The organism is Mesorhizobium sp. B2-4-12 (assembly GCF_006441575.1).
Taxonomy (GTDB): Bacteria; Pseudomonadota; Alphaproteobacteria; order Rhizobiales; family Rhizobiaceae; genus Mesorhizobium.
In genome coordinates, this window is sequence record NZ_VFVC01000030.1 from 17,300 (window position 1) to 43,184 (window position 25,885).

Genomic DNA, 25,885 nt, shown 5'->3' on the forward strand with positions numbered 1-25,885 from the left:
GACATGAAAATGATGCGAGGAGCGATACCATGCCGCCAGCGTTGCAGCCAAGATGCGTATCCTGGGAGAGAACTATGCCACTGCAGAACCGGGTCGATCCGTTCGGCGCCATCCGCGCCGTGCCAGAGCGCGGCCTGTTCACCGGCAATCGCGGCATCATCCATGATCCCGAAACGAAGACCCTGTTGAAGAAACGCTGGGCCCTGCAGGCCTGGATCATCTGCGTGTGCCAGTTCCGCAACGTACGGCGCGAGCCGATGGGCCGCAACCGGCCGGGTGGCAAGACCGGCTGGACCGAGCTGTTTTTCCTGGACGAGGTCACGGCGTTGGCTGCGGGGCACCGGCCCTGCTTCTTCTGCCAGCGCGAACGGGCCAGGGATTTTGTCGGCCACTTCGGCAAGGCCTTCGGCATTGCCGAACCGCGCGCCCCGCAGGTCGACAAACGGCTGCATAGGGAGAGACTGGCGTCGGGCGGCAAGCCTCCAGCGATCGCCGCCGATGAGCTTGCCGGCCTGCCTGACGGTGCGATGATTGCCGACGGCGGCAATGCCTATGGCTTGCGCGCCGGCAAGGTGTTGGACTGGTCGTTCGCTGGATATGGCCAACCGCAAGGTTTCAGCGGCCTCGCCGGCCGCCCACTGCGGCTCCTGACGCCGCCGACCACAATCTCGGTGTTGAGACAGGGCTTTCGGCCGGTATGGCACCCGTCCGCCGAGGCTTGACGCCGGCGGCCGGGTCCCCCATTCCTCCGCCATGCGCGCCAATTACAAGATGCAACGTCTGTTTGTGCCTGATGATCTCGGGGCGGACATCGAGCTTGAGCCCAGCCAGCAGCAAAGTCACTATCTGATGCATGTGCTGCGGCTCGGCGAAGGCGCGGAAGTCCTGCTGTTCAACGGCCGTGACGGCGAATGGTCGGCGGCCATTGCCGCCAAATCAAAAAGGGCGGTGCGGCTGAAAGTGCTGACGCTACAACGGCCACAGCCGCCACTGCCCGATCTCATCTACTGTTTCGCGCCGCTGAAGCAGGGCCGCCTCGACTATCTCGTGCAGAAGGCGGTCGAGATGGGCGCAGGTATTTTGCAGCCGGTCGTCACCCAGCATACTCAAGTGGCCAAGCCGTCAATCGATCGCCTGCGCGCCAATGTCGTCGAGGCCGCCGAGCAGTGCGGCATCCTGGCGGTGCCGGAGCTTCGCGAGGCGGAAAAGCTCGAACGCCTGCTGACCGGGTGGGACAAGGAGCGGCGGCTGATCTTCTGCGACGAGGACGCCTCGACCAACAATCCGCTGCCGGCCTTGCAGCAGGTGAAGGAGAAGAAGCTGGCGCTGCTGGTCGGGCCGGAAGGCGGCTTTTCCGATGACGAGCGCAAGATGCTGCGCGCCCTGCCCTTCGTGACCGCCATTCCGCTCGGGCCGCGCATCCTGCGCGCCGACACGGCGGCCGTGGCCGCACTTGCCGTCATGCAGGCAACGATCGGAGATTGGTGAGGCTCTTCTTTCTCCCTCCGAGCAAGAAGGCGCGCTCTTCAATTCCTCTTGACCTCTGGCTCAGGATTTTTCGCTTGATCGGCTGCTGACATTTCGTCCATTTACCGCCGGCGGCCCTCCGGCTGCTATTGAGGGCTTGATCATGGCGCGCGACACAACGGATTTCCGGCCGATCGAAGGCGTCGACGAACTCGTCGAGCACCTGGCCGAGGGCAACAAACCACGCGACAAGTGGCGCATCGGCACCGAGCACGAGAAATTTCCGTTCTATATCGATGGCAACGCACCCGTGCCCTATGGCGGCGAACGCGGTATCCGCGCCATCCTCGAAGGCATGCAAAACAAGCTCGGCTGGGACCCGATCATCGATGACGGCCGCATCATCGGCCTGGTCGAGCCGACGGGACAAGGGGCGATATCGCTCGAGCCCGGCGGCCAGTTCGAGCTTTCCGGCGCACCGTTGGAGACGATCCACCAGACCTGCCGCGAGGGCAATGCCCATCTGGCGCAGGTGCGCGAGATCGCCGAGCCGATGGGTATCCGCTTCCTCGGCCTTGGCGGCAGCCCGAAATGGTCGCTGGCCGAGACGCCGAAAATGCCGAAGTCGCGCTATGAGATCATGACGCGCTACATGCCCAAGGTCGGCACCAAGGGCCTCGACATGATGTACCGAACCTGCACGATCCAGGTGAACCTCGACTTCGAGAGCGAAGCCGACATGCGCCGCAAGATGCAGGTGTCGCTGAAGCTGCAGCCGCTGTCGACGGCGCTGTTCGCCAACTCACCTTTCACCGAGAGCCGCCCAAACGGCCTGCAGAGCTGGCGTGGCGACATCTGGCGCGACACCGACAACCAGCGCTCCGGACTGCTCGAATTCTGCTTCTCGCCCGATTTCGGTTTCGCCGATTATGTCGAATGGGCCCTCGACGTGCCGATGTATTTCGTCATTCGCGACGGCCGCTATCACGATATGACGCACATCACCTTCCGCCAGTTCATGGCCGGCGCCGCGCGCAATGAAGTGCCCGACGGTCTGCCGACGATGGGCGACTGGGCGAACCACCTGTCGACCCTGTTCCCCGATGTGCGCCTGAAGCGTTTCCTGGAGATGCGCGGCGCCGATGGCGGGCCGTGGCGGCGCATCTGCGCGTTGCCGGCTTTCTGGGTCGGGCTGCTCTATGACCCGGCGGCGCTCGACGCGGCGGAGGCGCTGACCTCCAGCTGGACCTACAAGGAAGTGCTGGCAATGCGCAACGCCGTGCCGGAGTTGGGTATTTCCGCGCCCTTCCGAAACGCCACGCTGCGCGACATGGCGCGCGACGTGCTGGCCATTTCGCGCCTGGGGCTGAAGAACCGCGGCAAGAAGAACCGCGACGGCTACGACGAGACGTCGTTCCTCAACACGCTCGACGAGGTCGTGGCGCGCGGCACCACCAGCGCCGAGGAGATGCTGTCGGCCTACCACACGCGCTGGGGCGGCTCGATCGAACCGGTGTTCATGGAATACGCCTACTGACCCCACGCGTTGAGGAGCGGCAAAACCCGCTTCAATAGAGTGATGAAACGAACTAGGCTCTCAGCTGGGGATTTCCCGGAGGAGAAGCCGATGCCCACCTTGTTCGACATGCTGACGCAAGCCCAGAACGGCAACGGCATGCAGGCGCTTGCCCAGCAATACGGGCTTTCGATGCAGCAGACGCAGGCGGCGGTCGCCGCGCTGCTGCCGGCTTTTTCGCAAGGGCTGCAGCGCAACACCGCCGATCCCTACGGGCTCGGCGCCTTCATGACCGCGATGGCCAGCGGCCAGCACGCCAAGTATTTCGAGGATGCGACGCGCGCCTTCTCGCCGCAAGGCGTCGACGAAGGCAACGGCATTCTGGGACACCTGTTCGGCTCGAAAGAGCTTTCGCGCGCCGTCGCCAGCCAGGCGGCGCAAGCGAGCGGCGTCAGCCAGCAGATTCTGCAGGAGATGCTTCCCGCGATCGCCTCGATGGTGATGGGCGGCCTGTTCAAGCAGACGACGGACCAGTTGACGGGAGGTCCGATGCAGCCCGCAGGCGGCTTCGGCGGCGGCAACAATCCGCTCGGCCAGATCATCGAGCAGATGATGCGGCAGAGCGGCGGCATGCAGGCGCCGCCGCCCCAGGCCCCGATGGACAACCCGCTTGGCAAGGTCTTGCAGGATATGTTTGGCGGCACGCCGCAAACGCAAGGCCGGCCGCAGCCGGCTCCCAATCCCTATGGCGACAATCCGCTCGGCAAGGTGCTGCAGGACATGTTCGGTGGCGCTGCCCAGCAACCACAGAACCGGCCGCAGCCGCAGCAGACACAGAGCCCCTACGGCGACAACCCGCTGGGAAAGATGTTCGAGGAGATGCTGCGCGGCGGGGGTGGATTTGGCGGCGAACAGCCGACGCCGGAGGCACCGCAGCAGCGTCAGGCACCGCAGCCGCAGACCAACCCGAGCGGCAGGCCGAGGAATCCATTCGACGATATCTTCGGCAAGATGTTCGAGACCGGCGCCCAGCAGCGCGACGAGTACCAGAAAGGCGTGGAAACGATCTTCGACCAGTTCAAGCGGGACATGGACCGGCGGTAGGCGCCACGCTAAAGCCCACCATTTCCGGCAAGCCGAAAAGAAAAGCCCGATCCTTGGGAGGACCGGGCAATTTGCAGGCAGGCCGGCGGGGAACCGGCAGGGAGTGGGGAGCCTGCAGAACCTTGGTCGCGCTGACCCCTCAAAAGGCTCAACGGGACCGACACTGAACCAATCAGGCCACCTTGCGGGCAATGTGCTCGATCGTTTCGACGCGATCGCTGGCAATTTCACGCAAGATCACCGTCGGGTCGCGGCCAAACGGCACGTCAACGGCGACATGCAGGTCGGCGCGCGTCAGGCCGATATCGGCGAGCTCGGCATCCGACATCTCGCCAAGGCGATAGAAGGCGCGGCGATTTTTCCAGGCGCGGTAGGCGCTGGAGACTGTATTCGCCACGCGCGTCGCAACGGCCGGACGCGTGATGATGCGCGAGGTCTCGGTGGCGAAATCGATCATGGTCATGTCAGCCTCCTTCGGAGTCGAGCGGACGAAGCCGGGCAAGCGGCGCCTGTCACAGGTGCCGCTCCGGTCTCGATTCACATGCTTTCATGTGGACAATGCCAATTTGCCATCGACCGATTGATTAATCCAACGAATGTTTCTAATCCTAGGCATCAACATCAATGATGGATCATCTCGATGAAAGCGCCACTCGATCTCGATCAGTTGCAGACCTTCATCTCGATCGCCGATACCGGCAGTTTTACTCGCGCGGCGGAAGAAGTGCATCGCACCCAGTCGGCCGTGTCGATGCAGATGCGCCGGCTGGAGGAGCGGATCGGCAAGCCCCTGTTCGAGAAGGACGGGCGCAGCAACAGGCTGACGGAGGAAGGCGACAAGCTGCTCTCCTACGCAAGACGGCTGCTCTACCTCAACCGCGAAACACTCGCCGCCTTCGATGACCAGCGGCTCGAAGGCACGATCCGCATCGGCACGCCGGACGACTATGCCGACCGTTTCCTGCCGGAGATCATGGCGCGCTTCACGCGCTCCAATCCGCGCGTCGAACTGACCGTGATCTGCGAGCCGACGCCGGGGCTGGTCGAGCATATCAAGCGCGGCAATCTCGACCTGGCGCTGGTGACGCACAATGATGTCCGCGGCCAATCGGAAGTCGTGCGGCGCGAACCGCTGCTGTGGGTTTCTTCGGCCAACCATGCGACGCACGAGCAGGAAATCCTGCCGATGGCCTTTGGCCGACCGAACTGCATCTGGCGGCGCGCCGCCGTCGATGTGCTGGACCAGCAGAACCGCGACTATCGCATCCTGTTCACCAGCTTCTCGGCAACCGTCATCACCGCCGCGGTGCTGTCCGGCCTCGCGATATCCGTGCTGCCGGAATGCGCGCTCAGGCCCGGCATGCGCGTGCTGGGCGAAGCCGATGGCTTCGGCGCCCTGCCCGACTGCCGCATCGGCATCATGCGCGGCCAGACGTCGCGGCCGGAGATCGTCGACGCGCTTGCCCGCCATATTTCGGAAAGCCTGGACAATATCTCGGTGCCGCTCGGCGAGGAGACGGGAACCTTCGACTTCGCCGCACTTGCCTTCGCCAAGATGAAGCGGCCAAGACCGAACCAGATCCTGCCGGGCTGGTAGAAGGGTCAGGTTCATGAACAGCTGGCCTGACATGGGCGTCTTGACGTGGGGCGCCAACCGGCCCCCAATCGGCCGATGAGCGAAGCAGCATCCGAATCACGCACCAACGCCACCGAATACACGGTGAGCGAGATTTCCGGCGCGCTGAAACGCACGGTCGAGGACGTCTTCGGCAATGTGCGGGTGCGCGGCGAAATTTCGGGCTATCGCGGCCCTCATTCCTCCGGCCATGCCTATTTCGCACTGAAGGACGACCGCGCCCGGCTTGACGCCGTGGTGTGGAAGGGCACGATGAGCCGGCTGAAATTCCGTCCCGAGGAAGGGATGGAGGTGATCGCCACCGGCAAACTGACCACCTATCCCGGCAAGTCCAACTACCAGATCGTCATCGACAATCTCGAGCCGGCAGGCGCCGGAGCGCTGATGGCGCTGCTGGAGGAGCGCAAGCGCCGGCTGCAGGCGGAAGGGCTTTTCGACGCGGGCCGCAAACGCCGGCTGCCGTTCATGCCGTGCGTCATCGGTGTCGTCACCTCGCCGACCGGCTCGGTCATCCGCGACATCATCCACCGCATCAAGGACCGCTTTCCGCTGCATGTGCTCGTCTGGCCGGTGCGCGTGCAAGGAGAAACCGCGAGCGCGGAAGTGACCAATGCCGTCACTGGTTTCAATGCGCTGGCGTGGGCTGGCCCGATCCAGCGTCCCGATCTGCTGATCGTCGCGCGCGGCGGCGGCAGCCTGGAGGATTTGTGGGGCTTCAACGACGAGACACTGGCGCGGGCAGTTTCCGCCTCCGGCATTCCGGTGATCTCCGCCGTCGGCCACGAGACCGACTGGACGCTGATCGACCTTGTCGCGGATGTGCGGGCGCCGACACCGACGGGTGCCGCCGAAATCGCCGTGCCGGTCAAGGCCGATCTCGAAGCGACGCTTGCCAGTCTCGGCGCGCGGCTGAAGGCCGCGGTGCTGCGCAATTTCGAGCGCAAGCGGCAGGCAGCCCGCGCGGCGGCGCGCGCACTGCCCTCGCCCGATCAATTGCTGGCGCTGCCGCGCCGGCGCCTCGATGATGCGACGAGCCGGCTCGGCCGCGGCCTGATGGTGTCCACCGAACGCAAGCGGGCACGATTCTTCGCCGTAAAATTGACGCCGGCGATGCTGTCGCAGAGGATTGCCGAGGCGCGGCGCACCAACGATCGGAACCTTTTGCGGGCGCAAGGGGCGCTGCGCGCGCTGACGAGGGCACGGCGCGCTGAACTGAACCGCGCCGCCGATCAGTTGCCAAAATGCGCCAAGGCGTCGTTGCAGCGTCACAGGCAGCAGTTGGCATTATTGCAGGGTCGCATCACCATCGAGCCGACGGCACGGCGGCAACGTGTGCAGAGGGATTTGCTGACGACACTGACCAGACGTGGCAGCCAGGCGGTACTGCTCAGGCTGGAGCGGCTGCGCGGCCGCATTGGCCAGGCCGACCGGCTGATGGCGACGCTTTCCCACAAGGCCGTCCTGGCGCGTGGCTTCGCGCTGGTGAAGGACGCCGACGGCGCCGTCATCAAGCAGGCGGCCGACGTGGCGTCGGGGATGGCGCTGTCGTTGGAGTTCGCGGACGGCACGGCGGATGCGGTGGCAACCAGCGGGACCGCTCGGCCAAGGCCGGCTGCCAGACCGGCGGCCAAGACCAAGGAACCCGGCAAACAGGGATCGCTGTTCTGAGATCATGACCGACAATCCGCATCATCATTTGGCAACGCCGTCAGGCAAGCCGCGCGCGCGAAGCATCGGCATCGGCTTTGACGGAACGCCCGGGCCGTTCAATGCGATCACCGACGTGCCCGGTGTCGCGGTCGGCTATTCGACGCTGATATCGGGCGATGGCGCGCTCGTCGTCGGCAAGGGGCCGGTGCGCACCGGCGTCACCGCCATTCTGCCGAGGCCGCGTGCCGAATTGGCCGCGCCAGTTTTCGCCGGCATCTTCAGCCAGAATGGCAATGGTGAGTTGACCGGCTCGCATATCGTCGAGGAAACCGGCGCTTTCAACTTCCCGATCACCATCACCAACACGCATTCCTGCGGGGTTTCGCGTGACGGCACGCTGCGTTGGATGAACCAGGCGCTGCCGGCCGCAATCGACAGTGCCTGGGGCCTGCCGGTGGCGGCGGAGACCTATGACGGGTTCCTCAACGACATAAACGGCCACCATTTGACGTTTGCGCATGTCGCCGAGGCGCTCGATGGCGCGGCGGGCGGCCCGGTCGAGGAAGGCAGCGTCGGCGGCGGCACCGGCATGATCACTTTCGGCTTCAAGGCCGGTTCCGGCACGGCGTCACGCATCGTCGCATGGCAAGGGCGCAGCTACACGGTGGGCGCCTTCGTGCAGTCGAATTTCGGCAAGCGGCGCAATTTTACCCTTCGTGGCCTGCGTGCCGGACCGGACCTTATCGAGCCAGCTGTCCGCGAGGGAACGCCGCGCGCCGAAAAGGGCTCCATCATTGCCGTCATCGCCACCGACGCGCCGTTCCTGCCGCACCAGATGAAGCGGCTGGCTCGCCGTGTGCCGCTCGGCGTCGCCATGACCGGCGGCTTCGGCTATCACAGCTCGGGCGATATCTTTCTCGCCTTCTCGACAGCCAATCCCGACGCGGCGCTGGCGCCATCGGGCCGCATCGCAATGCCGATTTCATCCCCGATACGGACATCGATCCGTTTTTCGACGCGGTGATCCAGACCGTGGAAGAATCGATCCTCAACGCCCTTGTCGCCAATGACGACATGACCGGGCGCGACGGCAATTTCGTGCCGGCACTGCCGAAGGCGTGGCTGAAGGAAAAGTTCGGCTGAGACGAAACGCGGGCCAGATGGCCCGCGCATTCAGGCAGCTTCGACCCTCAATTTATTCCGCGGCCTTGCTGGAAGGCTGCTGGTGTTCATCGGCCTCGGCGGCTTCCTCGAGCCTGGAGGCGATCAACTCCTGAATATCGCCGACTTCCTCCTGGATGTCCTCCAACGGGATGCCGACCTCGGCCGCCTTGGCGGCGCATTCCTTGGCCAGTGTCTCGGCCTGCTTCTCGATCCTGGCATGGGCTTGGCAATGGACCTTTTCGCCGATCCATCCCCGCAAGAATTCGATCGCGTGTTCACTCATATTGCTGTTCCCTTGCGGCAAAGCCGGTTGGTAATCATAAACGTCGGCATCCAACAAAGGATGCATGCTCCCATTCCAGCCGAGTCGCGGCCAGCCGGCAAGTCGATGCCGTCCAAGGTCCACAGAGCCGAAGGAAATCGAGAGATGAAGAACATTTTCTGGTTCTGAAGGACTGTACCGTTGGCGGGATCGGTCCCGCTCCGAGCAATTGCTTCTATCTTTTACGGCTTTCAGTCCGTTTCGCATCTCAATGGCTGTCGCTACAGCCGCCTTTGGACGTTGCGCTTCAAGGCGCGAGCCCGCGAGGCCGCCGCTATATAGTGATATCCTCATGCAATGTCGACTCCTCTGAACCGAGCCCGCAGGACGCTCGGAAGTCGCACATTGCGCCAGTCCTGTCAGAAGGTCTCAACCCAGGGCCTGAGTTCCATTTCCCAGGTCCAGGCGCTGCGGTGCTGGCGATGGATGGAGAGATAGGCCTGCGCGATCGCATCGGGTGACAGCCGGCGATCCTGCGGCTCGGAATCCTGCCCGGACGCGGCTGAGCCAATGGCGCCATCGATGATGAAATGCGCGACGTGGATGTTCTTCGGCGCCAGTTCACGCGCCATGGACTGCGCCAGCCCGCGCAAGCCGAATTTGGGCATTGCAAAACCGGCGGAGCCCGCGAACCCCTTCACGCTTGCCGTCGCTCCGGTGAAGAAGATCGAGCCCGCCCCCTGGGCGAGGAGCCGGTGGGTCGCCTGCTGGCCGACCAGGAAACCGCCATAAGCCCCGACCAGCAAAGCCTGCCGGACGGTCTCGGGATCGAGCTCGGCGATCGGTCCACGGGCGCGTCCGCTGGCGTTGAAGACCACCAGCGAGAGCGGACCGGCCTTGTCGGCGACATCGAACAGACGCGCCACCGACGCAGGGTCGGAGACATCCGTTGCCACAGCCTGCGCGCCTGTCTGCGCCTGCAAGGCTTCCAGCTTTTCAACGTTGCGGGCAGCCAGGACCACATGGAACCCCTCCTTCGCGAAAAGACGCGCGAGCGAGGCGCTCAAGCCGGAGCCTGCACCGGCGATGACGGCGACTTTGGATGTCATGAGACCTCTCCTTCTTTCCACTGATTGCGGCCAACGGCTGGCGCATGGCCTTTATTGAAGCTTGCCCGATCAGCGCGGCGCCGGCAACGTGCACGGCACCCAGAAAAATGGCCGGGCGCGAAAGCGGCCCGGCCAAAAAGAAGGTCATAACCTTCAGAGGGGAACACCGTCCGGCGAAATGGGAGGAAAACACCGAACGGATTTTTTTCTTTTGGACCGATTTCGGGCCGGATACGACGAATGATTTTCTAAAGATCTGACGATACTGCGAAAATCCTGTCCTTTCCGGTAGAAAGTCAGCCACCCCGGATTTCCGCTCCAGCAGATCCTCGTAGTGACGGCCGTCATTGCCCGCAAGTCTCATCGACTTCAGATTGCCGGGAAGGAACAATCAGCCCTTCGTTGCAGCCGCGACGGGATATTTCTTTCCACTCGCGAGGGAAAGCTGATCGCGATCATGCCGCGCTGGTCTCGCGGTTCGTCAGGGTCGGCCAGCATGTCGACATCCTGGCAGAGGCCAGTCAACAAGCGAGGTCTAGAGCGACGGCCCCAACTGGATCGGGCTGCCATCGCTGAACCGGGATAGACGGAACCTGTGAAGGCTGTGTCCTGTCTCGTTGCCCTGGATCAAATCGGACAGGATACGGCCCATGCCAGGGCCTATGCCGAAGCCGTGGCCACTCATCCCTGTCGCGATTACGAGACCCGGAACCGCGGCCGCGCGGTCGACAACAGGCACGACATCCGGCATCGCATCGATCATACCGGCCCAGCTCGCCTTGAGCGGCACCGCGTCGAATTGCGGGAAAAGTCCCCTGAAGCCGGCATCGATGGCGCGAAGGGCCCTGACCTCGGGAACAGGATTGAGAACGCGCATCTTTTCGAACGGGCTTTCCTTGTCCGCATCCCATTTGCGTGGGGTCGACCAGGCGTCCGGATATGCACGGGGTGCCGCCGGCCGGTAGCGCGTGCCGAACGGATTTGCCTTCAGGGCGGGCAGATATTTCGGTGCGTGGCGAAAAGCGTCCGGCCCAACATAGAGCAGATGGCTGCCTCCTGCCGCCAGCGTGTACCCGCCATCCTTTCTGCGCCGGAATGCGATGTGTTCGTCCGCGGCGGCGCCCGCGTAGATTTCCGGCATCGGCGCGGTCGCCACGACGGTCGTTCGGACACTGAGCTGCGGGATCGAAACTCCGTGCGCGCGCAGGAATAGCGATGTCCACGCGCCGCTGGCGACAAGCACGCTCGACGTGGCGATGCGGCCTCGTTCGGTCCAGACGCCGCTGACGCGCCCGGCGGAGATATCGAGCATGCGTGCGGCACAGTTCTCGATGATGGTGACACCCTGGCGAGCGGCCAGGCGGGCAAGCGCCGGCACAGCGACCCAGGGCTCGGCACGCATGTCCGACGGCGTGGTCATGGCGCCCTTGAAGGAGCGTGACATGGTCGGGATCAGCCTCGCGGTCTCACCCTGGTCGAGAAGACGCGTGTCGACGCCATGAGCTTCGGCTATCTTCAGGAATTTGGCGAAACCGGCCATTTCCTTGTCGGTACGCGCAAGATAGGTAACGCCCGTCTGTGTCAAGCCTATGTCTTCGCCGCTTTCCTCGGCCAGTTGCCGCCAGAGACGCTGCGCTTCGATGACGATGGGCAGTTCGTCTGCGTCGCGGCCCTGCTGGCGTATCCAGCCCCAGTTGCGCGAGGACTGCTCGGCGGCGATGCGCCCCTTCTCCAGCAAAGTCACTGGTATGTTGCGCCGCGCCAGAAACAGCGCCGCGGTCACGCCGATGACGCCGCCGCCGACAATCACCACATCCGACGTCTTCGGCAGCGGCGCCTGAAATTGGATTGGAGTGGCTTCGGTGAAGGGGAAGGTCGTCAAAGAGCATTGTCCTTTTGGTACGCCACGGCCCTGCACCGATGGCTGGTCCTGGCGGCGCGAGAGTCGCTCCCCTGGGACGCCGGCACGCGTGCAGAGAGCGCTGGTCAGCACTACACCGCCGAACTCGGAAATTTGCGTGCCAGCACAATGAAATTGTTGGCCACCGAGCCAGGCTGAGCACGATCCGGAAGGGAAATCTGGGAAGATCGGGATGGAACAGGCTGGCCAGAGAAGCAGACAACAGCCCGCTTCGCTATGGCTCACGCCAGCCCGAACCGCTCCACGGCGCGCATGATGCCGCGCAGTTCGGCGAGACCCTTGAGCCGCCCGATCAACGAGTAGCCGGGATTGATCTTCTTCTTGCCGATATCGTCGGCGAGCAGATGGCCGTGATCCGGCCGCATCGGGATTTGCCAATCGGCACGGCCTTTCCCGCGACGACGCGTCTCTTCCTGCATCAACGCAAGAATGACGTGCGCCATGTCGGTGCCACCCTCGAGATGCTCAGCTTCGTAGAACGAGCCGTCCTCCTCGATGGTGATGTTGCGCAGATGCACGAAATGGATGCGCTCGGCGAATTCCTTGATCATGGCGACAATGTCGTTGTCGGCACGCGTGCCGTAGGAGCCGGTGCAGAAGGTCAGCCCATTGGCCGGGCTGTCGACGGCATTGAGAATGAAACGCGCATCCTCAGCAGTCGAAACGACACGCGGCAGGCCATAGAGCGAGAATGGCGGATCGTCGGGATGGATGCACATGCGCACCCCCTCGTCTTCGGCCGCCGGAATGATCTCGCGCAGGAACCAGGCAAGGTTGTCGCGCAACTCCGTCGGTCCGATCGCATCATATTCGGCCAAGGCCTCGCGAAAACTGTCCCTGTTATAGCTGCGCTCGGTCGCCGGCAGGCCGGCGATGAGGTTGCGCTCGATCTGGTCGATCCGCTCTGGCGTCAGCACCTTCAGCCGCTTCTCGCCCTCGGCAATGCGCGCCGGCGTATAGCTGGCGGCGCTATTCTTGCGCTGCAGCACGAAAAGATCGTAGGCGGCAAAGTCGATGGCGTCGAAGCGCAGCGCGTAGCCCGTCGTCGGCAAACGGTACATGAGGTCGGTGCGGGTCCAGTCCACCACCGGCATGAAATTGTAGCAGATCGTCTTGATGCCGGCCCTGGCGAGCGCGCGGATGCTGTCACGATAATAGCCGGCATAGCGCTCGCGTTCGGGTGCGCCGATCTTGAAGGAATTGTGGACCGGGATGCTCTCGACAACCGACCATGTCAGGCCGGCGGCCTCGATGATGCGCTTGCGCTCGAGCACATCGGCTTCAGGCCAGGCCCTGCCATCGTAGATGTGGTGAAGTGCTGAAACCACGCCGGTGGCGCCAGCCTGCTTGATGTGCTCAAGCGTCACCGGATCATCCGGCCCATACCAGCGCCAACACTGTTCCATTGCCACTTTCCTTTTTGCAAGAGACCGGCAACCTATTGTTTGATCACGATGAGTGTCAAACCAAGAACCGGTTTCCAATAGCGCATGAAGGAGCTCCCACGATGAAGGATTTCGACGGCAAGGTGGCATTTGTGACGGGAACGACCGGCATTGGCCTGGCAACCGCCAGGCGCCTTGCGGCTGGAGGTGCCGCGATCATCGCCTGCGGCATCGACCGGGCCGCGAACGCGGCGATGAAGGCGGAACTGGAAAGCTTCGGACCCGGCGCGCGAATCCTGGACGCCGATGTCTCAGTTTCCGATCAGGTTCGCGACGCGATTGCCGACGGTGTCGAGCGGTTCGGCGGCCTCGACATCATCGTCAATTCCGCTGCGGTCCATCCCTACGGAACCGCGACGACGACCGACTGGGAAACCTGGAACCGGGCGATGACGGTCAATGTCGGGTCGATCTATCTGACCGCGCATTTCGGCATCCCGGAAATGATCAAGCGCGGCGCCGGCGCCATCGTCAATGTCGCTTCGGTGCAGGGCTTCGCCTGCCAGCAGAAGGTTGCCGCCTATGCCACGACGAAAGGCGCCATCCATACGCTGACACGCTCGCTGGCGCTCGACTACGCCGCGGCCGGCATCCGGGTCAATTCGGTGAGCCCGGGTTCGATCCGCACGCCGATCCTCGAGAAAGCCGCGCGTGGAGAAAACGGCAGCGATGCCGATGTCGAAGAGGCCTACAGGCGCTTCGGCGCCGCCCATCCGCTAGGCCGGATCGGCGAGCCGGAGGAAGTGGCGGAACTCATCGCTTTCCTGTGCTCGTCGAAGGCAGGCTTCTGTACCGGCGCGGACTACAAGATCGATGGCGGCCTGACCGCCGGGATCGGCGTGAAGTAGACTTACGAAGATCGGTCCTGGCCGGAGATCGTTCGCCCCGGACGATTCCGCTTGGCCGTCAGGCTCAGCTGTCTCGGGAACGCAATGTCCGCAAGGTGATCGAATAGCGGTGCTCGGCGAGCGGCGGGATGCTGTGCTCCCATTCGGTGCGCGAAGGCCCCGTCATGAGATAGGCCGACCTTGGCTCGACCAGGATGGTCCGGCGGTCCCACCCGTTACCGTTCTTTCGGCGAAGCCGGAAGCTGCAGGGCGCAAGCAGCGAGACGCCAGCGACATCTTCGAAATGCGGCTTGTCGCGATGCCAGCCGATGCCGGCACCAGGCCGGTATTCATTGATCAGCACCTGCGCGAAGGCCTCGGCAGGCCAACGCGCAAAGGCCGCGACCTTCTCGCGCAAAGGCAACAGGAAGTCGGGGATCGGCGGCGCTTCGACGACTTCGCGCCGGTCATAATCGTAGCGCAAGCCGAACCCGACGACGCGCCGGTTTGCGAGGTGGCCATGAAAGTCGAACGCCTGGAAAGGCAGTTCTTCCAGATGCCGGGCGAGTTGTGTCTCTTCCTGCGGCGTGATTAATCCCGCCTGATAGGCAAACCCCTCCGGCAGATCCGAGGCATCGCCAAAGAGATCGTGCTGGAGTGCGACGTTGCGGGCGGTAGCTTTCGATTTGAGCGGCGACATCCCGCCTAGATGGTGAGGAGCGGACCACGAGGCAATACTGGCTCGCGCTTGCCTGCGTGACGGATAGCTGGGCGCAGCGCGGCAGGGAACCAGACCATGGCTTGCGGATTTATCTGGCTGAGCCGTCAGGTTGCCAAGATGCCGTCGACCGCAATCCGAAACATACAATACGATCCCGCGACCAGGATCCTCTCAGTCTGGTTCGTGCCCACCGGCCATCGCTACGACTATATGGACGTTGCCGCTGCGACTTATGCCGCGTTCAGGACGTCTTCCTCCAAGGGCAGCTTCTTCAACAAATTCATCCGGGATCACTATAGGTATCGTCGCGTGGCATGACGCGATGCGTCCGACGCTACTTCCCTGTCTTGTCTCGCTCGGCGGGCGTCTTGTCCGGCGCCGGCTCCCAGCCAAAGACACTGCGGCCGCCAAGCAGATGCGACTGGTCGAATTCGCCGGCGACAATCTCCTTCAGGCTGGGGCCGGTGACATACCGCTCGACCTGCCGCGACTGATCGTCGAGCCGCCTCAGAGCGCCGATTTCCTCTTCGCGACCAAGCTTGGCCTTCTGCACGGCCGACTTCAGCACACCTATCGTCTCGTCATAGACCTTGAGCGGAACAGGAAACGGGTGCCTGTCCTTGCCGCCATGCGCGAGCGAGAAACGGCCGGGATCGGAAAAACGGCACGGCGCGCCATGCACCACCTCGGCCACGAGCGCCAATGCGCGCACCGTACGCGCGCCCACACCGGGCACCAGCAGAAGCTCGGAAAAATCCGCCGGGCCGCGTTCGGCCGCCGCCGCCATGTTTCCATGCAGGCGGCGCATGACGACATCGCTTTCGCGAACATCATGGTGAGCCGGCATGACCAGATGCGGCAGCAGCGGCTGCTCCGGAGCCGATGTGGTGCCAGAACTCAGGGCAGCGAATTCCCGCAGGATGCGGTCCGGGCCGAGGTCCTGAAGCAAATCCAGCTGGCCCAGACGCGAGGCCTCGGCACGATGGTCGGTCAGGTTGACGATCTCGCCCTGGTTGGCGCCCTCGATGGCGGCGTGCGGCTGATCGACGAAGCTCTTAAGGCCTTCGGAGAGCCAATGGTAGCGGCGTGCCACCTTGCTGTCGCCGTTCATGCCTTGCTGCACCACCACCCAGTCGCCGTCATCGGTGACGATAAAGCCGTGCAGATAGAGATCGAAACCATCCTGGACCGCGGCGCTGTCCACCTTGGCAACAAGCCGGCTGGCGGTCGCCAGGCGTGTCCCGTCGAAGCCGATGCGCTCGCCGATCGCGGCAAGTTCATGCGGGGTCTTGCGCGAATGCGCGCCACGGCCGCCGCAGACGTGGATGCCGAGTTCGCCAGACAGCGGCATGAGGCCGCGTTTCAAGGCGCCGACAACGCTGGTCGTGATGCCGGACGAGTGCCAGTCCATGCCCATGACGGCGCCGAAGGACTGGAACCAGAACGGATGCGCCAGCCGCCGCAGCAATTCGTTGCGGCCATAGTGATGGATGATCGCCTCGCACATCACGGCGCCAAGACGCGTCATGCGGTCGCCCAGCCATTTCGGCACACGTCCGCCATGAAGTGGAAGATCAGCACTGCCCGATCGTTGCGCCACGCCTGTTGCCCGTTCCGGTGTCTGTCCCGACAGATAAGTATCCCAGGCCGCAGAGGGAAGCATTGAGTGCTCGCGTCTCAAGTGGTCGATGGGCCAAAACGGTTTTCGGCCGGTCCGCTGGCACGGCGTTCCGGCTATCTCACCACGCGTTTCTCGAGCTTGCGGGCCAAAGTGCGCCGGTGCAGGCCAAGCCGGCGCGCCGTTTCGGAGATGTTGAAACCGGTCTCGACGAGCGTTTCGTGGATGCGCTCCCATTCGAGGTTCTTGATCGAGGTGGGACGGCTGCTCAGCGAAACGGAAACGTCGCCTTCGGCCCTGCCGAAGGCGGCTTCGATGTCATCGGTGTTGGCGGGCTTCGCCAGGTAATGGCATGCGCCAAGCTTGATCGCCTCGACCGCGGTGGCGATGCTGGCGAAGCCGGTCAGCACGACAATCCTCATCGAAGCGTCGCGGGCGCTCAGGAGCTTGACGCATTCCAACCCGGAGCCGCCGGCTCCCAGCTTGAGATCAACGACGGCGTAGGCCGGAACAGCGGTTTCGAGGGCGCGAGCCAAGTCTTCCCTGCCGTGGCAGACCGTGACGTCGTAGTCGCGCTTTTCGAAGGACCGCTTCAGCGTTTTCGCGAAGGTCGCGTCGTCCTCAACGATAAACAGGGATCGATCAGCCTTCATGATCATCTCCATCGGTCAGCGCCGCAAGCGGCAGCGAAAGGGTGACACAAGCCCCCTGCTCCATGTTGCGCGCCGAAAAGTCGCCTCCCAGCTTTCGAACCACATTCATCACCAGGAAAAGACCAAGGCCACCGCCCGGCCGTCCCTTGCTCGACATATAGGGCTGGCCGAGCGCCGCCAGAATACCCTCGTCGAAACCAGGCCCGTGGTCGCGCACGGTAATCATCAGTTTCTCGCCCTGCCGCTCGGCGGTGACGCCGACCCAATCCTGCGATGCTTCCTGGGCGTTGTCGAATACGTTGAAGACGACCTGCTTCAGCGCCGTGTCGGACACGATCTGCTCGTCAGGTTCGAAATCGTTCCTGTAATCCAGATTGAGCGGCTGGCGGCTGACACGCCATTCCTGGACAAGATCGTCGAGGAAATGGCGGATGCTGGTGCGGATCGTGCCCTCGCCCCTTGCTTGCCCCGAAGACATGAGGATGCCCGACACGATGCTTTTGCAGCGCTCGATCTGCGCCTGCATTTCGGCCACGTCGCCGGCTAGCTCGCGGTTGCGGGTGACGCTTCGCATCTGGCGCCAGTCGGAGAGGATGACGGAGATGGTCGAAAGCGGCGTGCCCAGCTCATGCGCGGCACCTGAGGCCAGCAGGCCCATGCGCACGATGTGGTCCTCCTCGGCCGATCGCTGGCGCAGATCGGCGAGATAGGCATCGCGCTCACGCAAATTTCGGTTGATGCGGGTCATGAAGATCACGATCAGGCCGGCCGCCAGCACGAAGCAGATGAACATGCCGCGCAAATGCAAGGCCAACAGGTCGCTGCCGCCGTGATGCGGGATCGCGATCGGCAGGAATTGGAAGATGAGGAAGACGAAGCAGGCGGAGGCGGCCACCACCAGGATCCAGGTGGACCAGGGTGTCAGCAGCGCGGCGCCAAGGGTGATCTGCAGCAGATAGAGCGACACGAACGGGTTCGAGGCGCCGCCGCTCAGGTAAAGCTGGATCGTCAATGCCGCCATGTCGAAGATCAGCGCGACGAACAACTGCGCGTTGCTGATCGGCCGCTGGCCACGCAAGACCAGGAGGCTGAAGATGTTCAGCCCGACCAGGAAAAGCACGACGCCGGCCATCTCCGGCAACGGCAGCGGGATGGCGAACCAGTATTCCGTCACCAAAATGGTGAGCACCTGGCCCGCCACCGCCAGCCAGCGCAACTGGATGAGCAGGAGCAGGTTCTTCCTGTTCGCCGCATCGGGATCGGCAACCGCACCGACTTTGCCGGCAAAGGACGCCGCCGCGAAGGACTTGTCGTTGCCAAGCACTTGGGGCGGGATGCTCATCTTGCCGGTCCTTGCCGCCAGCGGCCACATCGGCGCGGCCTGGGCGACGGCAAGCATCGCAGCGAGCGTGAACCAGGTCAAAGCATAGACCAAATGGCTGTTGCGGAAATTCACGACGGTCAAACCGCCGCGCGGCCAGCCATCCGTGCCGGACGCTCCCACATCGACAAAATAGGGCGCGACGTCAGTCAGGCCGCGCGCGGTCGCGATGGCGGCAACGTCCCGCGAGTACCAGCGATTGTCCGCGACGTCGTTCTTGCGCAGGAAGCCGCCGCCGGGCTCGCTCATGCGCAACAGCCCGTCAATGACGACCGGCGCGGTGAAGCCATCACCGCTCTCCCGCTCGAACTCGGCCTTGCGCTCCACGGGCACGAAACCGCGGTTGACAAGCACGACGAAGCCGCGGTCGGTTCGCATCGGCGTCAGCACCCAGTATCCGCCGCCAAGCTCCGTCACCGCCTGCACCAGCGTGCTGGCGCCGCCCAGAAAGCGTCCGGCCAGTCGCACATGGCTGTATTCGGACCCGACCGCGGTCAAGCCGTTCCAACCGACTGGGCCAGGCGCATCGACGACGGGAGCATGGATACGTTGATCGACGCGGGCGATCAGATCGAGTTTCCAGACGCGCCTTTCCAGCTGCCAAATGCCAAGCCCGACAAACACCAGCACACCGAGGATCCCGAGCAGCAGGAGGAAAAGACGCGACGCGGGCGATCTGCCCGCGTCCTTGCGGGGCGCGGTGCGCAGACGGATGCCAGCTTGGCCGTCCCGTGCCTCGATAGTGGTCCTCCCCGCGCCCGGCGGCGGGCTCATGGCATCTCGCGCATGTCGTGAAGCCCCGGCATCATGTTGGCGTTGAGGTGGTACATCACCCAGAGCGAGCCGGTCAGCACGATGACGACCAGGATCAGCGTGAAGATCAGCGCCAGCATCGACCAGCCGCCTTCCGAGGCGGTGTTCATATGCAGGAAGAAGACCATGTGGACCACGATCTGCACCGCCGCGAAAGCCATGACGACGATGGCCGTGGCCTGCTTGTTGTCGATGGCGCCGGTCATGACCAGCCAGAACGGGATGGCGGTGAGGATCACCGACAGGACGAAACCGGTCAGGTAGGTTTTCAGCGTTCCGTGCGCGGCGGCGCCATGCGCGTGGCCGTGATCGGCGGCGTGATCGTGAGCGTTCATCGCAACATCCCCATCAGATAGACGAAGGTGAAGACGCCGATCCAGACGACGTCGAGGAAGTGCCAGAACATCGAGAGGCACGTCAGGCGGCGGCGGTTCGCCTCGATGAGGCCAAATCTCGCGACCTGTACCATCAGCGTCACCAGCCAGATCGTGCCGAAGGTGACATGCAGGCCGTGCGTTCCCACCAGGGAGAAGAAGGACGACAGGAAGGCACTGCGCTGCGGCGTGGCACCCTCATGGATCATGTGGGCGAATTCGTAGAGCTCGATCGACAGGAAGGCCAGGCCGAACAGGCCAGTGACGGCGAGCCAGGCCTGTGTCGCGGCCACGCGGCCCTTGTCCATGGTCAGCATGGCAAAGCCATAGGTGATCGAGGAGAAGAGCAGCATGGCGGTGTTGACCGCCACCAGATCGAGATCGAACAGGTCCTTGGGCGCGGGACCGGCCGCGTAGTTGCCGCCGAGCACACCATAGGCCGCGAACAGCATCGCGAAAATCAGACAATCGCTCATCAGGTAGAGCCAGAAGCCAAGCATGGTGCTGCTGCCTTCGGCATGCGCATGCTCTTCTTCCAGGTGAAAGACCGGTTCGGTGCCGGCCGTGATTGTCGTCGATAGCATGCTCAAACCCTGGATTGAGGGGCGAGAAGCATCGTCCTCGCCTCTTCCGTTTGCGTGACTTCGGCCGCCGGAATGTGGAAGTCGCGGTGATAGTTGAAGGTGTGGCCGATCGCGGTTGCGATCAGACAGACGAAGCTCAGCGCCGCCAGCCACCAGATGTACCAGATCATGCCGAAGCCGAGCGCGACGCTGAAGGCCGCCAGGATGATGCCGGTGCCGGTGTTATCAGGCATATGGATCGGCCTGAAGCCGGAAAGCGGGCGCCGATAGCCGGCCTTCTTCATGTCCCACCAGGCGTCATTGTCGCGGATGACCGGCGTGAAGGCGAAATTGTAGGCCGGCGGCGGCGAGGAGGTGGACCATTCGAGCGTGCGACCGCCCCACGGATCGCCGGTGACATCGACGAGTTCGGCACGCCTGCGAATCGAGACGAATATCTGGATCAGGAAAGCGCCGATGCCGAAGGCGATCAGCACCGCGCCGAAGGCGGCGATCACGAACCAGATCTGCAGCGAAGGGTCGTCGAAGACGCGCATGCGGCGCGTCACGCCCATCAGGCCCAGGATGTAGAGCGGCATGAAGGCGAACCAGAAGCCGACCACCCAGCACCAGAACGAGACCTTGCCCCAGAATGGATCGAGCTTGAATCCGAAGGCCTTGGGCCACCAGTAGGCGATGCCGGCGAACAGGCCGAACAGCACGCCGCCGATGATGACGTTGTGGAAGTGCGCGATCAGAAACAGGCTGTTGTGCAACACGAAATCCGCCGGCGGCACGGCCAGCAGCACCCCGGTCATGCCGCCGACGACGAAGGTGAGCATGAAGGCCACCGTCCACATCATCGGCAGTTCGAAGCGGATGCGGCCGCGATACATGGTGAACAGCCAATTGAAGATCTTCGCCCCGGTCGGGATCGAGATGATCATCGTGGTGATGCCAAAGAAGGAATTGACGCTGGCGCCGGAGCCCATGGTGAAGAAGTGATGCAGCCAGACGAGATACGACAGGATGGTGATGACCACCGTGGCGTAGACCATCGAGGTGTAGCCGAACAGGCGCTTGCCAGAGAAGGTCGAGGTGACCTCGGAAAAGACGCCGAACAGCGGCAAGATGAGGATGTAGACTTCCGGGTGACCCCATATCCAGATGAGGTTCACATACATCATCGGGTTGCCGCCGAAGTCGTTGGTGAAGAAGTTGGTGCCGACATAGCGGTCGAGCGACAGCATCGCGAGCACCGCCGTCAGCACCGGGAAGGACGCCACGATCAGCACGTTGGTGCAAAGCGACGTCCAGGTGAAGATAGGCATGCGCATCATCGTCATGCCGGGCGCGCGCATCTTGATGATCGTGCAGATCAGGTTGATGCCCGACAGCGTCGTGCCGACGCCCGCCACCTGCAGCGCCCAGATGTAATAGTCGACGCCGACGTCAGGACTGTAGCCGATGCCGGAGAGCGGCGGATAAGCGAGCCAGCCGGTGCGGGCGAATTCACCGACGAACAGCGACGCCATGACCAGGATAGCGCCGCCGACCGTCATCCAGAAGCTGAAATTGTTGAGGAAGGGGAAGGAGACGTCGCGCGCGCCGATCTGCAGCGGCACGACGAAGTTCATCAGCCCGGTGACGAAGGGCATCGCCACGAAGAAGATCATGATCACGCCATGGGCGGTGAAGATCTGGTCGTAGTGATGCGAGTTGAGGTAGCCCTCGGAGCCGTTGAAGGCGATGGCTTGCTGGAGCCGCATCATGATGGCGTCCGAGAAGCCGCGCAGCAGCATGACCAGTCCCAACACCATGTACATGATGCCGATCTTCTTGTGGTCGACGCTGGTGAACCACTCGCGCCAGAGATAGCCCCACAGCTTGAAATAGGTGATCGCGCCGAGAAGGGCGATGCCACCGAGCGCGACCGCGACGAAGGTGGCGACGACGATCGGCTCATGCAGGGGCAGCGATTCCCAGGTGAGACGGCCGAAGATGAACTTGGTCAAAGAGTCGGGCATTGGCTATCTCTCACAATTCGCGCCGCAACAGGCCGAGCGGCGGCGTACCCGCTTCGGCGCGGCGGCTCTCGGTCCCGGGGCGCAGCAGCCCCGCCCCGCGTAGTGGGGAAAGATCCTTCGCCGGCCAGTTTGTCGGCATGGCATCGCCGGCGGCGCGCGCCGCCGCGGCAGCCTCCTCCGCCGTGCAGATGCTGGCGACATAGGACGGATCGTTGCCGAATATCGCGCCGCGCCGGGCGAGCTTGTCATATTGCAGCGGCTGCGTGTTGCGGACGCCCGCGAGACCAAGGCCACCCTTGGCGTCGATCGACATCATCTCGTTCATGCACATTTTGCCGCGCTCGACGCACAAATTGAGGATGGCGCCGTAAAGGTCGGGATCGACGAAAGCGTAGTGGCGGACCGGTTCGTTCTCGCTCGGCTTTTCGAGTTCGAGATAGCTGTCGCGGTTGAGCGCCGCCGACGCTGTCCTGGTCTGCGCCACCCATTGGTCGAAAGCCTTGTCGGACAGGCCGTGGAAGGCGAAACGCATCCCCGAAAAACCGGCGCCGCTGTAGTTGGCCGAGAAGCCGCTATAGGTGCCCGGCTGGTTGATGACGGCGTGCAGCTTCGTCTCCATGCCGGGCATGGCATAGATCTGTCCGGCAAGTGCCGGAATATAGAAGGAATTCATCACCGCCGACGAGGTGATGCGGAAATCGATCGGCTGGTTGACCGGCGCCGCCAGCTCGTTGACGGAGGCGATGCCGTAGTCCGGATAGATGAAGAGCCATTTCCAGTCGAGCGCCACGACCTCGACCTTGAGCGGCTTGTGGTTTTGTGTGACCGGCTGGCCGGACCCGATCCGGTCGATCCGGCGGTATGGGTCGAGCAGGTGCGTGCCGAGCCAGGTCAGCGCGCCAAGGCATATGATGATGAGCAGAGGGGCGGCCCAGATCACCAGTTCCAGTTTCGTCGAATGATCCCAGTCCGGCGTGTAAGTCGCCGAGGCGTTGGATTGTCGGTAGCGCCAGGCGAAAAAGACAGTCAGCGCCATGACCGGCACGATGATGACCAGCATCAGCAAGGTCGAGACCACGAGCAGGTCGCGCTGCTGGGCCGCGACGTCGCCCGCGGGCGCCAGCACGACCAGATCGCAGCCGCTCAACAGCCCGGCCAGGGGAAACAGAAGCAAGGCTCCAAATCGTTTCATCAAACGCTGCCCTCGATGGATCGCGGCAACACTCATGTTGCAATGCGGTCTCGATCAAGGGCTACTGCCGGCCGCCGCGCGGTGACATTGGACAATTTGTCCAATGCCCAGCCGGGGTGGCTTTGGCACAGTGTGCGGCGCACGATGGGATCCCGGGAATTAGGTCCCTGACACCTCATTCCACTCAGTGGCGACGGACAGATGGCTCAGACTTCGAGTGCCGAAACGAACAGCGGACTGATCGGCTCGGATCATGGCCAGGTCAGCGCGGGCGATATCGCGGTCGGCGTGATCGTGGGCAGGACGTCGGAATTCTTCGACTTCTTCGTCTATGCGATCGCCTCAGTCATCGTATTTCCCAAGCTTATGTTTCCGGCTCACGATCCGCTCGTCGGCACGCTCTACTCCTTCTGCATCTTCGCGCTGGCCTTCGTCGCGCGCCCATTCGGCTCCGTGCTGTTCATGGCGGTCGATCGCGCCCATGGCCGCGGCGCGAAACTGACGATCGCGCTGTTCCTGCTCGGCACGTCGACCGTCGCCATCGCGTTTCTGCCTGGCTATGGCGACATAGGTGCTGTCGCCGTCTGGCTGCTGGCGCTGGCCCGCATCGGGCAGGGGTTGGCGCTTGGCGGTACATGGGACGGGCTGCCCTCGCTGCTGGCGCTGAACGCGCCGCGGAACCGGCGCGGCTTCTATGCCATGATCCCGCAACTGGGCGCGCCGATCGGTCTCATCGTGGCGAGTTCCCTTTTCGCCTTCTTCGTCGCCAACCTGTCGGCCGACGACTTCTTCTCGTGGGGCTGGCGCTATCCCTTCTTCGTCGCCTTCGCCATCAATGTCGTGGCCCTGTTCGCCAGGCTGCGCATCGTCGTCACACCCGAATTCGCAAGATTGTACGAGAGCGGGGATCTGCAGCCGACCCGGATCAGGGACACGATCAGGGCCGAAGGCCGCAACGTCGTCGTCGGCGCCTTCGCGCCGCTGGCGAGTTTCGCCCTGTTCCACATGGTGACGGTGTTTCCGCTCTCCTGGGTGTTCCTGTTCACCAATGAGGGACCGGCGCGTTTCCTGGTGATCGAGGCGGTGAGCGCGCTGTTCGGCATTGCGGCCATCGTCGCATCAGGGCCGCTGGCCGACCGCGTCGGACGCCCCGCGCTGCTCGGCGGCTCGGCGATCGCAATCGCGACATTCAGCGGTTTTGCCCCGCAGCTTCTCGATGGCGGCACCATCGGCGAGGCCCTGTTCATGGTGCTGGGCTTCATCCTCCTGGGGCTGAGTTTCGGGCAATCGTCCGGCGTCGTCGCATCGAGCTTTTCCCGGCAGTACCGCTATACCGGCTCTGCAATAACTTCTGACCTGGCATGGATGTTCGGCGCCGGCTTCGCACCGCTCGCAGCCCTGCTGCTGGCCGGCAATTTCGGCCTCATCGCCGCCGGTGCCTATTTGCTCTCGGGCGCGGGCTGCACATTGCTTGCCCTGTGGATCGACGGGCGGCGCCCAGTCGCGGACCGTCGGGCCGACTGACCAGGCACGAGGACGGACGTTGGCCCCGGATCAGAGCCTTTGGGCGTGCCATTTCAGATGGTCGTCCATGAACGTCGAAATGAAGAAATACGAGTGATCATAGCCGTCCTGCATACGCAATGTCAGGGGAATGCCGGCCTTGGCGCAGGCTGCTTCCAGGAGCCACGGCCTCAGCCCATCATTGAGAAATCCGTCCGACGTCCCTTGATCGACGAAGAACTCCGGGAAGCGGTGGCCGTCCTCGATGAGCGAGGTGGCATCGCAGTTCCGCCATGACGCCTCGTCCGCGCCGAGATATTTCTCGAAGGCCGGCCTCGACCAGCCGGCGGTGCTTGGCTGCACGATCGGCGCAAACGCCGAGCAGCTCTTGAAGCGCTCGGGATTTTTTAGCGCAATCGTCAGCGCGCCATGCCCACCCATCGAGTGGCCAAAGATCGCCTGGCGCGTCATGTCGGCCGGAAATTCCTGCGTGATCAACGCCGGCAGTTCCTCGGTGACATAGGAATACATGCGATAGTTCCTGGCGTAGGGCGCTTGGGTCGCATCGACGTAGAAGCCGGCGCCGCTGCCGAACTGCCAATTCTCCTTCTCGTCGGGGATATCGGCGCCGCGGGGGCTGGTGTCGGGACAGACGACGATCAGGCCAAGCTCTGCGGCCATCCGCCTGTACTCGCCCTTGTCCATTACATTGGCATGGGTGCAGGTCAGGCCGGAGAGGTACCATACGACCGGACAAGGTTTTTCACGGGCCTGCGGCGGCACGAAAACGGCAAAAATCATGTCGCAGGAGCAGGCATCGGAAGCGTGGGAATAGACACCCTGCACGCCGCCATGCGACCTAGCAGAGGAGATGGTCTTCATCCGGTCCGACATGTGGTTCCTCTCCGCCTTTGGATTGTTCACGGGCGCCTGTCTAAG

24 protein-coding genes and 1 pseudogene are annotated in these 25,885 nt (G+C 63.5%); 11 read left to right on the plus strand and 14 right to left on the minus strand.

Features of this window, described 5'->3' with window-relative positions:
* The first annotated feature begins 74 nt into the window (after nt 1-74).
* The 4 genes from FJ934_RS18050 (at nt 75) to FJ934_RS18065 (ending at nt 4,087) form a co-directional block, all read left to right on the plus strand.
* Entirely contained in the window at nt 75-722 is a 648-nt protein-coding gene (locus FJ934_RS18050; RefSeq protein WP_140610936.1) for a hypothetical protein, read from the plus strand.
* A 31-nt stretch (nt 723-753) separates the two neighbouring features.
* Entirely contained in the window at nt 754-1,488 is a 735-nt protein-coding gene (locus FJ934_RS18055; RefSeq protein ID WP_140610937.1) for a 16S rRNA (uracil(1498)-N(3))-methyltransferase, read from the plus strand.
* Between the two features lie 142 nt (nt 1,489-1,630).
* Nucleotides 1,631-3,004 carry a glutamate--cysteine ligase gene (locus tag FJ934_RS18060; protein ID WP_140610938.1) on the plus strand — a complete coding sequence of 458 codons (1,374 nt, stop codon included), beginning with the start codon at nt 1,631-1,633 and terminating at the stop codon, nt 3,002-3,004.
* Between the two features lie 90 nt (nt 3,005-3,094).
* Nucleotides 3,095-4,087 (plus strand): DUF937 domain-containing protein, encoded by a 993-nt coding sequence (locus FJ934_RS18065; protein ID WP_140610939.1) that lies wholly within the window; start codon nt 3,095-3,097, stop codon nt 4,085-4,087.
* Nucleotides 4,088-4,259: 172 nt separating this feature from the next.
* On the opposite strand, the gene FJ934_RS18070 is transcribed toward FJ934_RS18065, so the two are convergent.
* Entirely contained in the window at nt 4,260-4,550 is a 291-nt protein-coding gene (locus FJ934_RS18070; RefSeq protein ID WP_140610940.1) for a DUF1127 domain-containing protein, read from the minus strand.
* Nucleotides 4,551-4,727: 177 nt separating this feature from the next.
* Here FJ934_RS18070 and FJ934_RS18075 point away from each other — a divergent pair, with 177 nt between their 5' ends.
* The 3 genes and pseudogenes from FJ934_RS18075 to FJ934_RS18085 all read left to right on the plus strand — a co-directional run bounded on the left by FJ934_RS18075 (nt 4,728) and on the right by FJ934_RS18085 (nt 8,516).
* Nucleotides 4,728-5,684, plus strand: a complete 957-nt coding sequence (locus FJ934_RS18075) for a LysR substrate-binding domain-containing protein (protein ID WP_140610941.1) — start codon at nt 4,728-4,730, stop codon at nt 5,682-5,684.
* 75 nt (nt 5,685-5,759) lie between these two features.
* On the plus strand, nt 5,760-7,391 hold the full coding sequence (gene xseA, locus FJ934_RS18080) for an exodeoxyribonuclease VII large subunit (protein WP_140610942.1): 1,632 nt from the start codon (nt 5,760-5,762) through the stop codon (nt 7,389-7,391).
* Between the two features lie 4 nt (nt 7,392-7,395).
* Nucleotides 7,396-8,516: pseudogene (locus FJ934_RS18085) on the plus strand (P1 family peptidase).
* Between the two features lie 52 nt (nt 8,517-8,568).
* Here FJ934_RS18085 and FJ934_RS28455 read toward each other — a convergent pair.
* Nucleotides 8,569-9,153: a hypothetical protein gene (locus tag FJ934_RS28455; RefSeq protein ID WP_246671552.1), complete on the minus strand. Its 585-nt coding sequence runs from the start codon at nt 9,151-9,153 to the stop codon at nt 8,569-8,571.
* A 65-nt stretch (nt 9,154-9,218) separates the two neighbouring features.
* Nucleotides 9,219-9,908, minus strand: a complete 690-nt coding sequence (locus FJ934_RS18095) for an SDR family NAD(P)-dependent oxidoreductase (RefSeq protein WP_140610943.1) — start codon at nt 9,906-9,908, stop codon at nt 9,219-9,221.
* A 44-nt stretch (nt 9,909-9,952) separates the two neighbouring features.
* Between FJ934_RS18095 and FJ934_RS18100 the strand changes: the two genes are divergently transcribed.
* On the plus strand, nt 9,953-10,168 hold the full coding sequence (locus tag FJ934_RS18100) for a hypothetical protein (protein ID WP_140610944.1): 216 nt from the start codon (nt 9,953-9,955) through the stop codon (nt 10,166-10,168).
* A gap of 275 nt (nt 10,169-10,443) precedes the next feature.
* Here the strand turns inward: FJ934_RS18100 and FJ934_RS18105 are convergent, their stop codons facing one another.
* Together FJ934_RS18105 and uxuA are read right to left on the minus strand one after the other, a co-directional pair.
* Entirely contained in the window at nt 10,444-11,790 is a 1,347-nt protein-coding gene (locus tag FJ934_RS18105; RefSeq protein ID WP_140610945.1) for an FAD-binding oxidoreductase, read from the minus strand.
* A 260-nt stretch (nt 11,791-12,050) separates the two neighbouring features.
* Nucleotides 12,051-13,235, minus strand: coding sequence for a mannonate dehydratase (gene uxuA / locus FJ934_RS18110; RefSeq protein ID WP_140610946.1), 1,185 nt, complete (start codon nt 13,233-13,235; stop codon nt 12,051-12,053).
* Between the two features lie 101 nt (nt 13,236-13,336).
* On the opposite strand from uxuA, the gene FJ934_RS18115 reads away from it, so the two are divergent.
* Nucleotides 13,337-14,122, plus strand: coding sequence for an SDR family oxidoreductase (locus FJ934_RS18115; RefSeq protein ID WP_140610947.1), 786 nt, complete (start codon nt 13,337-13,339; stop codon nt 14,120-14,122).
* A 64-nt stretch (nt 14,123-14,186) separates the two neighbouring features.
* Here FJ934_RS18115 and FJ934_RS18120 read toward each other — a convergent pair whose 3' ends face one another.
* Nucleotides 14,187-14,801: an alpha-ketoglutarate-dependent dioxygenase AlkB gene (locus FJ934_RS18120; RefSeq protein ID WP_140610948.1), complete on the minus strand. Its 615-nt coding sequence runs from the start codon at nt 14,799-14,801 to the stop codon at nt 14,187-14,189.
* Between the two features lie 138 nt (nt 14,802-14,939).
* Between FJ934_RS18120 and FJ934_RS18125 the strand changes: the two genes are divergently transcribed.
* Nucleotides 14,940-15,140 carry a KTSC domain-containing protein gene (locus FJ934_RS18125; RefSeq protein ID WP_140610949.1) on the plus strand — a complete coding sequence of 67 codons (201 nt, stop codon included), beginning with the start codon at nt 14,940-14,942 and terminating at the stop codon, nt 15,138-15,140.
* A 16-nt stretch (nt 15,141-15,156) separates the two neighbouring features.
* Here the strand turns inward: FJ934_RS18125 and FJ934_RS18130 are convergent, their stop codons facing one another.
* The 7 genes from FJ934_RS18130 to cyoA all read right to left on the minus strand — a co-directional run bounded on the left by FJ934_RS18130 (nt 15,157) and on the right by cyoA (nt 23,443).
* Nucleotides 15,157-16,422, minus strand: coding sequence for a DUF763 domain-containing protein (locus tag FJ934_RS18130; protein WP_140610984.1), 1,266 nt, complete (start codon nt 16,420-16,422; stop codon nt 15,157-15,159).
* A 134-nt stretch (nt 16,423-16,556) separates the two neighbouring features.
* A complete protein-coding gene (locus FJ934_RS18135; protein WP_181165667.1) occupies nt 16,557-17,093 on the minus strand; it encodes a response regulator transcription factor in 537 nt (178 codons plus the stop codon).
* Entirely contained in the window at nt 17,083-19,248 is a 2,166-nt protein-coding gene (locus FJ934_RS28690; protein WP_140610951.1) for an SURF1 family cytochrome oxidase biogenesis protein, read from the minus strand. Before FJ934_RS28690 ends, FJ934_RS18135 begins: the two co-directional genes overlap by 11 nt.
* A complete protein-coding gene (gene cyoD, locus FJ934_RS18145; RefSeq protein ID WP_140610952.1) occupies nt 19,245-19,622 on the minus strand; it encodes a cytochrome o ubiquinol oxidase subunit IV in 378 nt (125 codons plus the stop codon). Before cyoD ends, FJ934_RS28690 begins: the two co-directional genes overlap by 4 nt.
* Nucleotides 19,619-20,245 (minus strand): cytochrome o ubiquinol oxidase subunit III, encoded by a 627-nt coding sequence (cyoC, locus tag FJ934_RS18150; RefSeq protein ID WP_140610953.1) that lies wholly within the window; start codon nt 20,243-20,245, stop codon nt 19,619-19,621. Before cyoC ends, cyoD begins: the two co-directional genes overlap by 4 nt.
* Nucleotides 20,246-20,247: 2 nt before the next feature.
* Complete coding sequence (cyoB, locus tag FJ934_RS18155; protein WP_140610954.1) at nt 20,248-22,251, minus strand: cytochrome o ubiquinol oxidase subunit I; 2,004 nt, start codon at nt 22,249-22,251, stop codon at nt 20,248-20,250.
* A 10-nt stretch (nt 22,252-22,261) separates the two neighbouring features.
* A complete protein-coding gene (cyoA, locus tag FJ934_RS18160) occupies nt 22,262-23,443 on the minus strand; it encodes a ubiquinol oxidase subunit II (RefSeq protein ID WP_140610955.1) in 1,182 nt (393 codons plus the stop codon).
* A gap of 201 nt (nt 23,444-23,644) precedes the next feature.
* Between cyoA and FJ934_RS18165 the strand changes: the two genes are divergently transcribed.
* Nucleotides 23,645-24,967: an MFS transporter gene (locus FJ934_RS18165; RefSeq protein ID WP_140610956.1), complete on the plus strand. Its 1,323-nt coding sequence runs from the start codon at nt 23,645-23,647 to the stop codon at nt 24,965-24,967.
* Nucleotides 24,968-24,997: 30 nt separating this feature from the next.
* Here FJ934_RS18165 and fghA read toward each other — a convergent pair whose 3' ends face one another.
* Complete coding sequence (gene fghA, locus FJ934_RS18170) at nt 24,998-25,840, minus strand: S-formylglutathione hydrolase (RefSeq protein ID WP_140610957.1); 843 nt, start codon at nt 25,838-25,840, stop codon at nt 24,998-25,000.
* Between the last annotated feature and the right edge of the window lie 45 nt (nt 25,841-25,885).

Excerpts from the sequence above, each read along its gene's own strand:
- FJ934_RS18050 (WP_140610936.1), top strand. The coding sequence starts at position 75 with ATGCCACTGCAGAACCGGGTCGATCCGTTCGGCGCCATCCGCGCCGTG.
- FJ934_RS18055 (WP_140610937.1), top strand. The coding sequence starts at position 754 with ATGCGCGCCAATTACAAGATGCAACGTCTGTTTGTGCCTGATGATCTC.
- FJ934_RS18060 (WP_140610938.1), top strand. The coding sequence starts at position 1,631 with ATGGCGCGCGACACAACGGATTTCCGGCCGATCGAAGGCGTCGACGAA.
- FJ934_RS18065 (WP_140610939.1), top strand. The coding sequence starts at position 3,095 with ATGCCCACCTTGTTCGACATGCTGACGCAAGCCCAGAACGGCAACGGC.
- FJ934_RS18070 (WP_140610940.1), bottom strand. The coding sequence starts at position 4,550 with ATGACCATGATCGATTTCGCCACCGAGACCTCGCGCATCATCACGCGT.
- FJ934_RS18075 (WP_140610941.1), top strand. The coding sequence starts at position 4,728 with ATGAAAGCGCCACTCGATCTCGATCAGTTGCAGACCTTCATCTCGATC.
- xseA (WP_140610942.1), top strand. The coding sequence starts at position 5,760 with ATGAGCGAAGCAGCATCCGAATCACGCACCAACGCCACCGAATACACG.
- FJ934_RS28455 (WP_246671552.1), bottom strand. The coding sequence starts at position 9,153 with ATGAGGATATCACTATATAGCGGCGGCCTCGCGGGCTCGCGCCTTGAA.
- FJ934_RS18095 (WP_140610943.1), bottom strand. The coding sequence starts at position 9,908 with ATGACATCCAAAGTCGCCGTCATCGCCGGTGCAGGCTCCGGCTTGAGC.
- FJ934_RS18100 (WP_140610944.1), top strand. The coding sequence starts at position 9,953 with ATGGCCTTTATTGAAGCTTGCCCGATCAGCGCGGCGCCGGCAACGTGC.
- uxuA (WP_140610946.1), bottom strand. The coding sequence starts at position 13,235 with ATGGAACAGTGTTGGCGCTGGTATGGGCCGGATGATCCGGTGACGCTT.
- FJ934_RS18115 (WP_140610947.1), top strand. The coding sequence starts at position 13,337 with ATGAAGGATTTCGACGGCAAGGTGGCATTTGTGACGGGAACGACCGGC.
- FJ934_RS18120 (WP_140610948.1), bottom strand. The coding sequence starts at position 14,801 with ATGTCGCCGCTCAAATCGAAAGCTACCGCCCGCAACGTCGCACTCCAG.
- FJ934_RS18125 (WP_140610949.1), top strand. The coding sequence starts at position 14,940 with ATGCCGTCGACCGCAATCCGAAACATACAATACGATCCCGCGACCAGG.
- FJ934_RS18135 (WP_181165667.1), bottom strand. The coding sequence starts at position 17,093 with ATGAAGGCTGATCGATCCCTGTTTATCGTTGAGGACGACGCGACCTTC.
- FJ934_RS28690 (WP_140610951.1), bottom strand. The coding sequence starts at position 19,248 with ATGAGCCCGCCGCCGGGCGCGGGGAGGACCACTATCGAGGCACGGGAC.
- cyoD (WP_140610952.1), bottom strand. The coding sequence starts at position 19,622 with ATGAACGCTCACGATCACGCCGCCGATCACGGCCACGCGCATGGCGCC.
- cyoC (WP_140610953.1), bottom strand. The coding sequence starts at position 20,245 with ATGCTATCGACGACAATCACGGCCGGCACCGAACCGGTCTTTCACCTG.
- cyoB (WP_140610954.1), bottom strand. The coding sequence starts at position 22,251 with ATGCCCGACTCTTTGACCAAGTTCATCTTCGGCCGTCTCACCTGGGAA.
- cyoA (WP_140610955.1), bottom strand. The coding sequence starts at position 23,443 with ATGAAACGATTTGGAGCCTTGCTTCTGTTTCCCCTGGCCGGGCTGTTG.
- FJ934_RS18165 (WP_140610956.1), top strand. The coding sequence starts at position 23,645 with ATGGCTCAGACTTCGAGTGCCGAAACGAACAGCGGACTGATCGGCTCG.
- fghA (WP_140610957.1), bottom strand. The coding sequence starts at position 25,840 with ATGTCGGACCGGATGAAGACCATCTCCTCTGCTAGGTCGCATGGCGGC.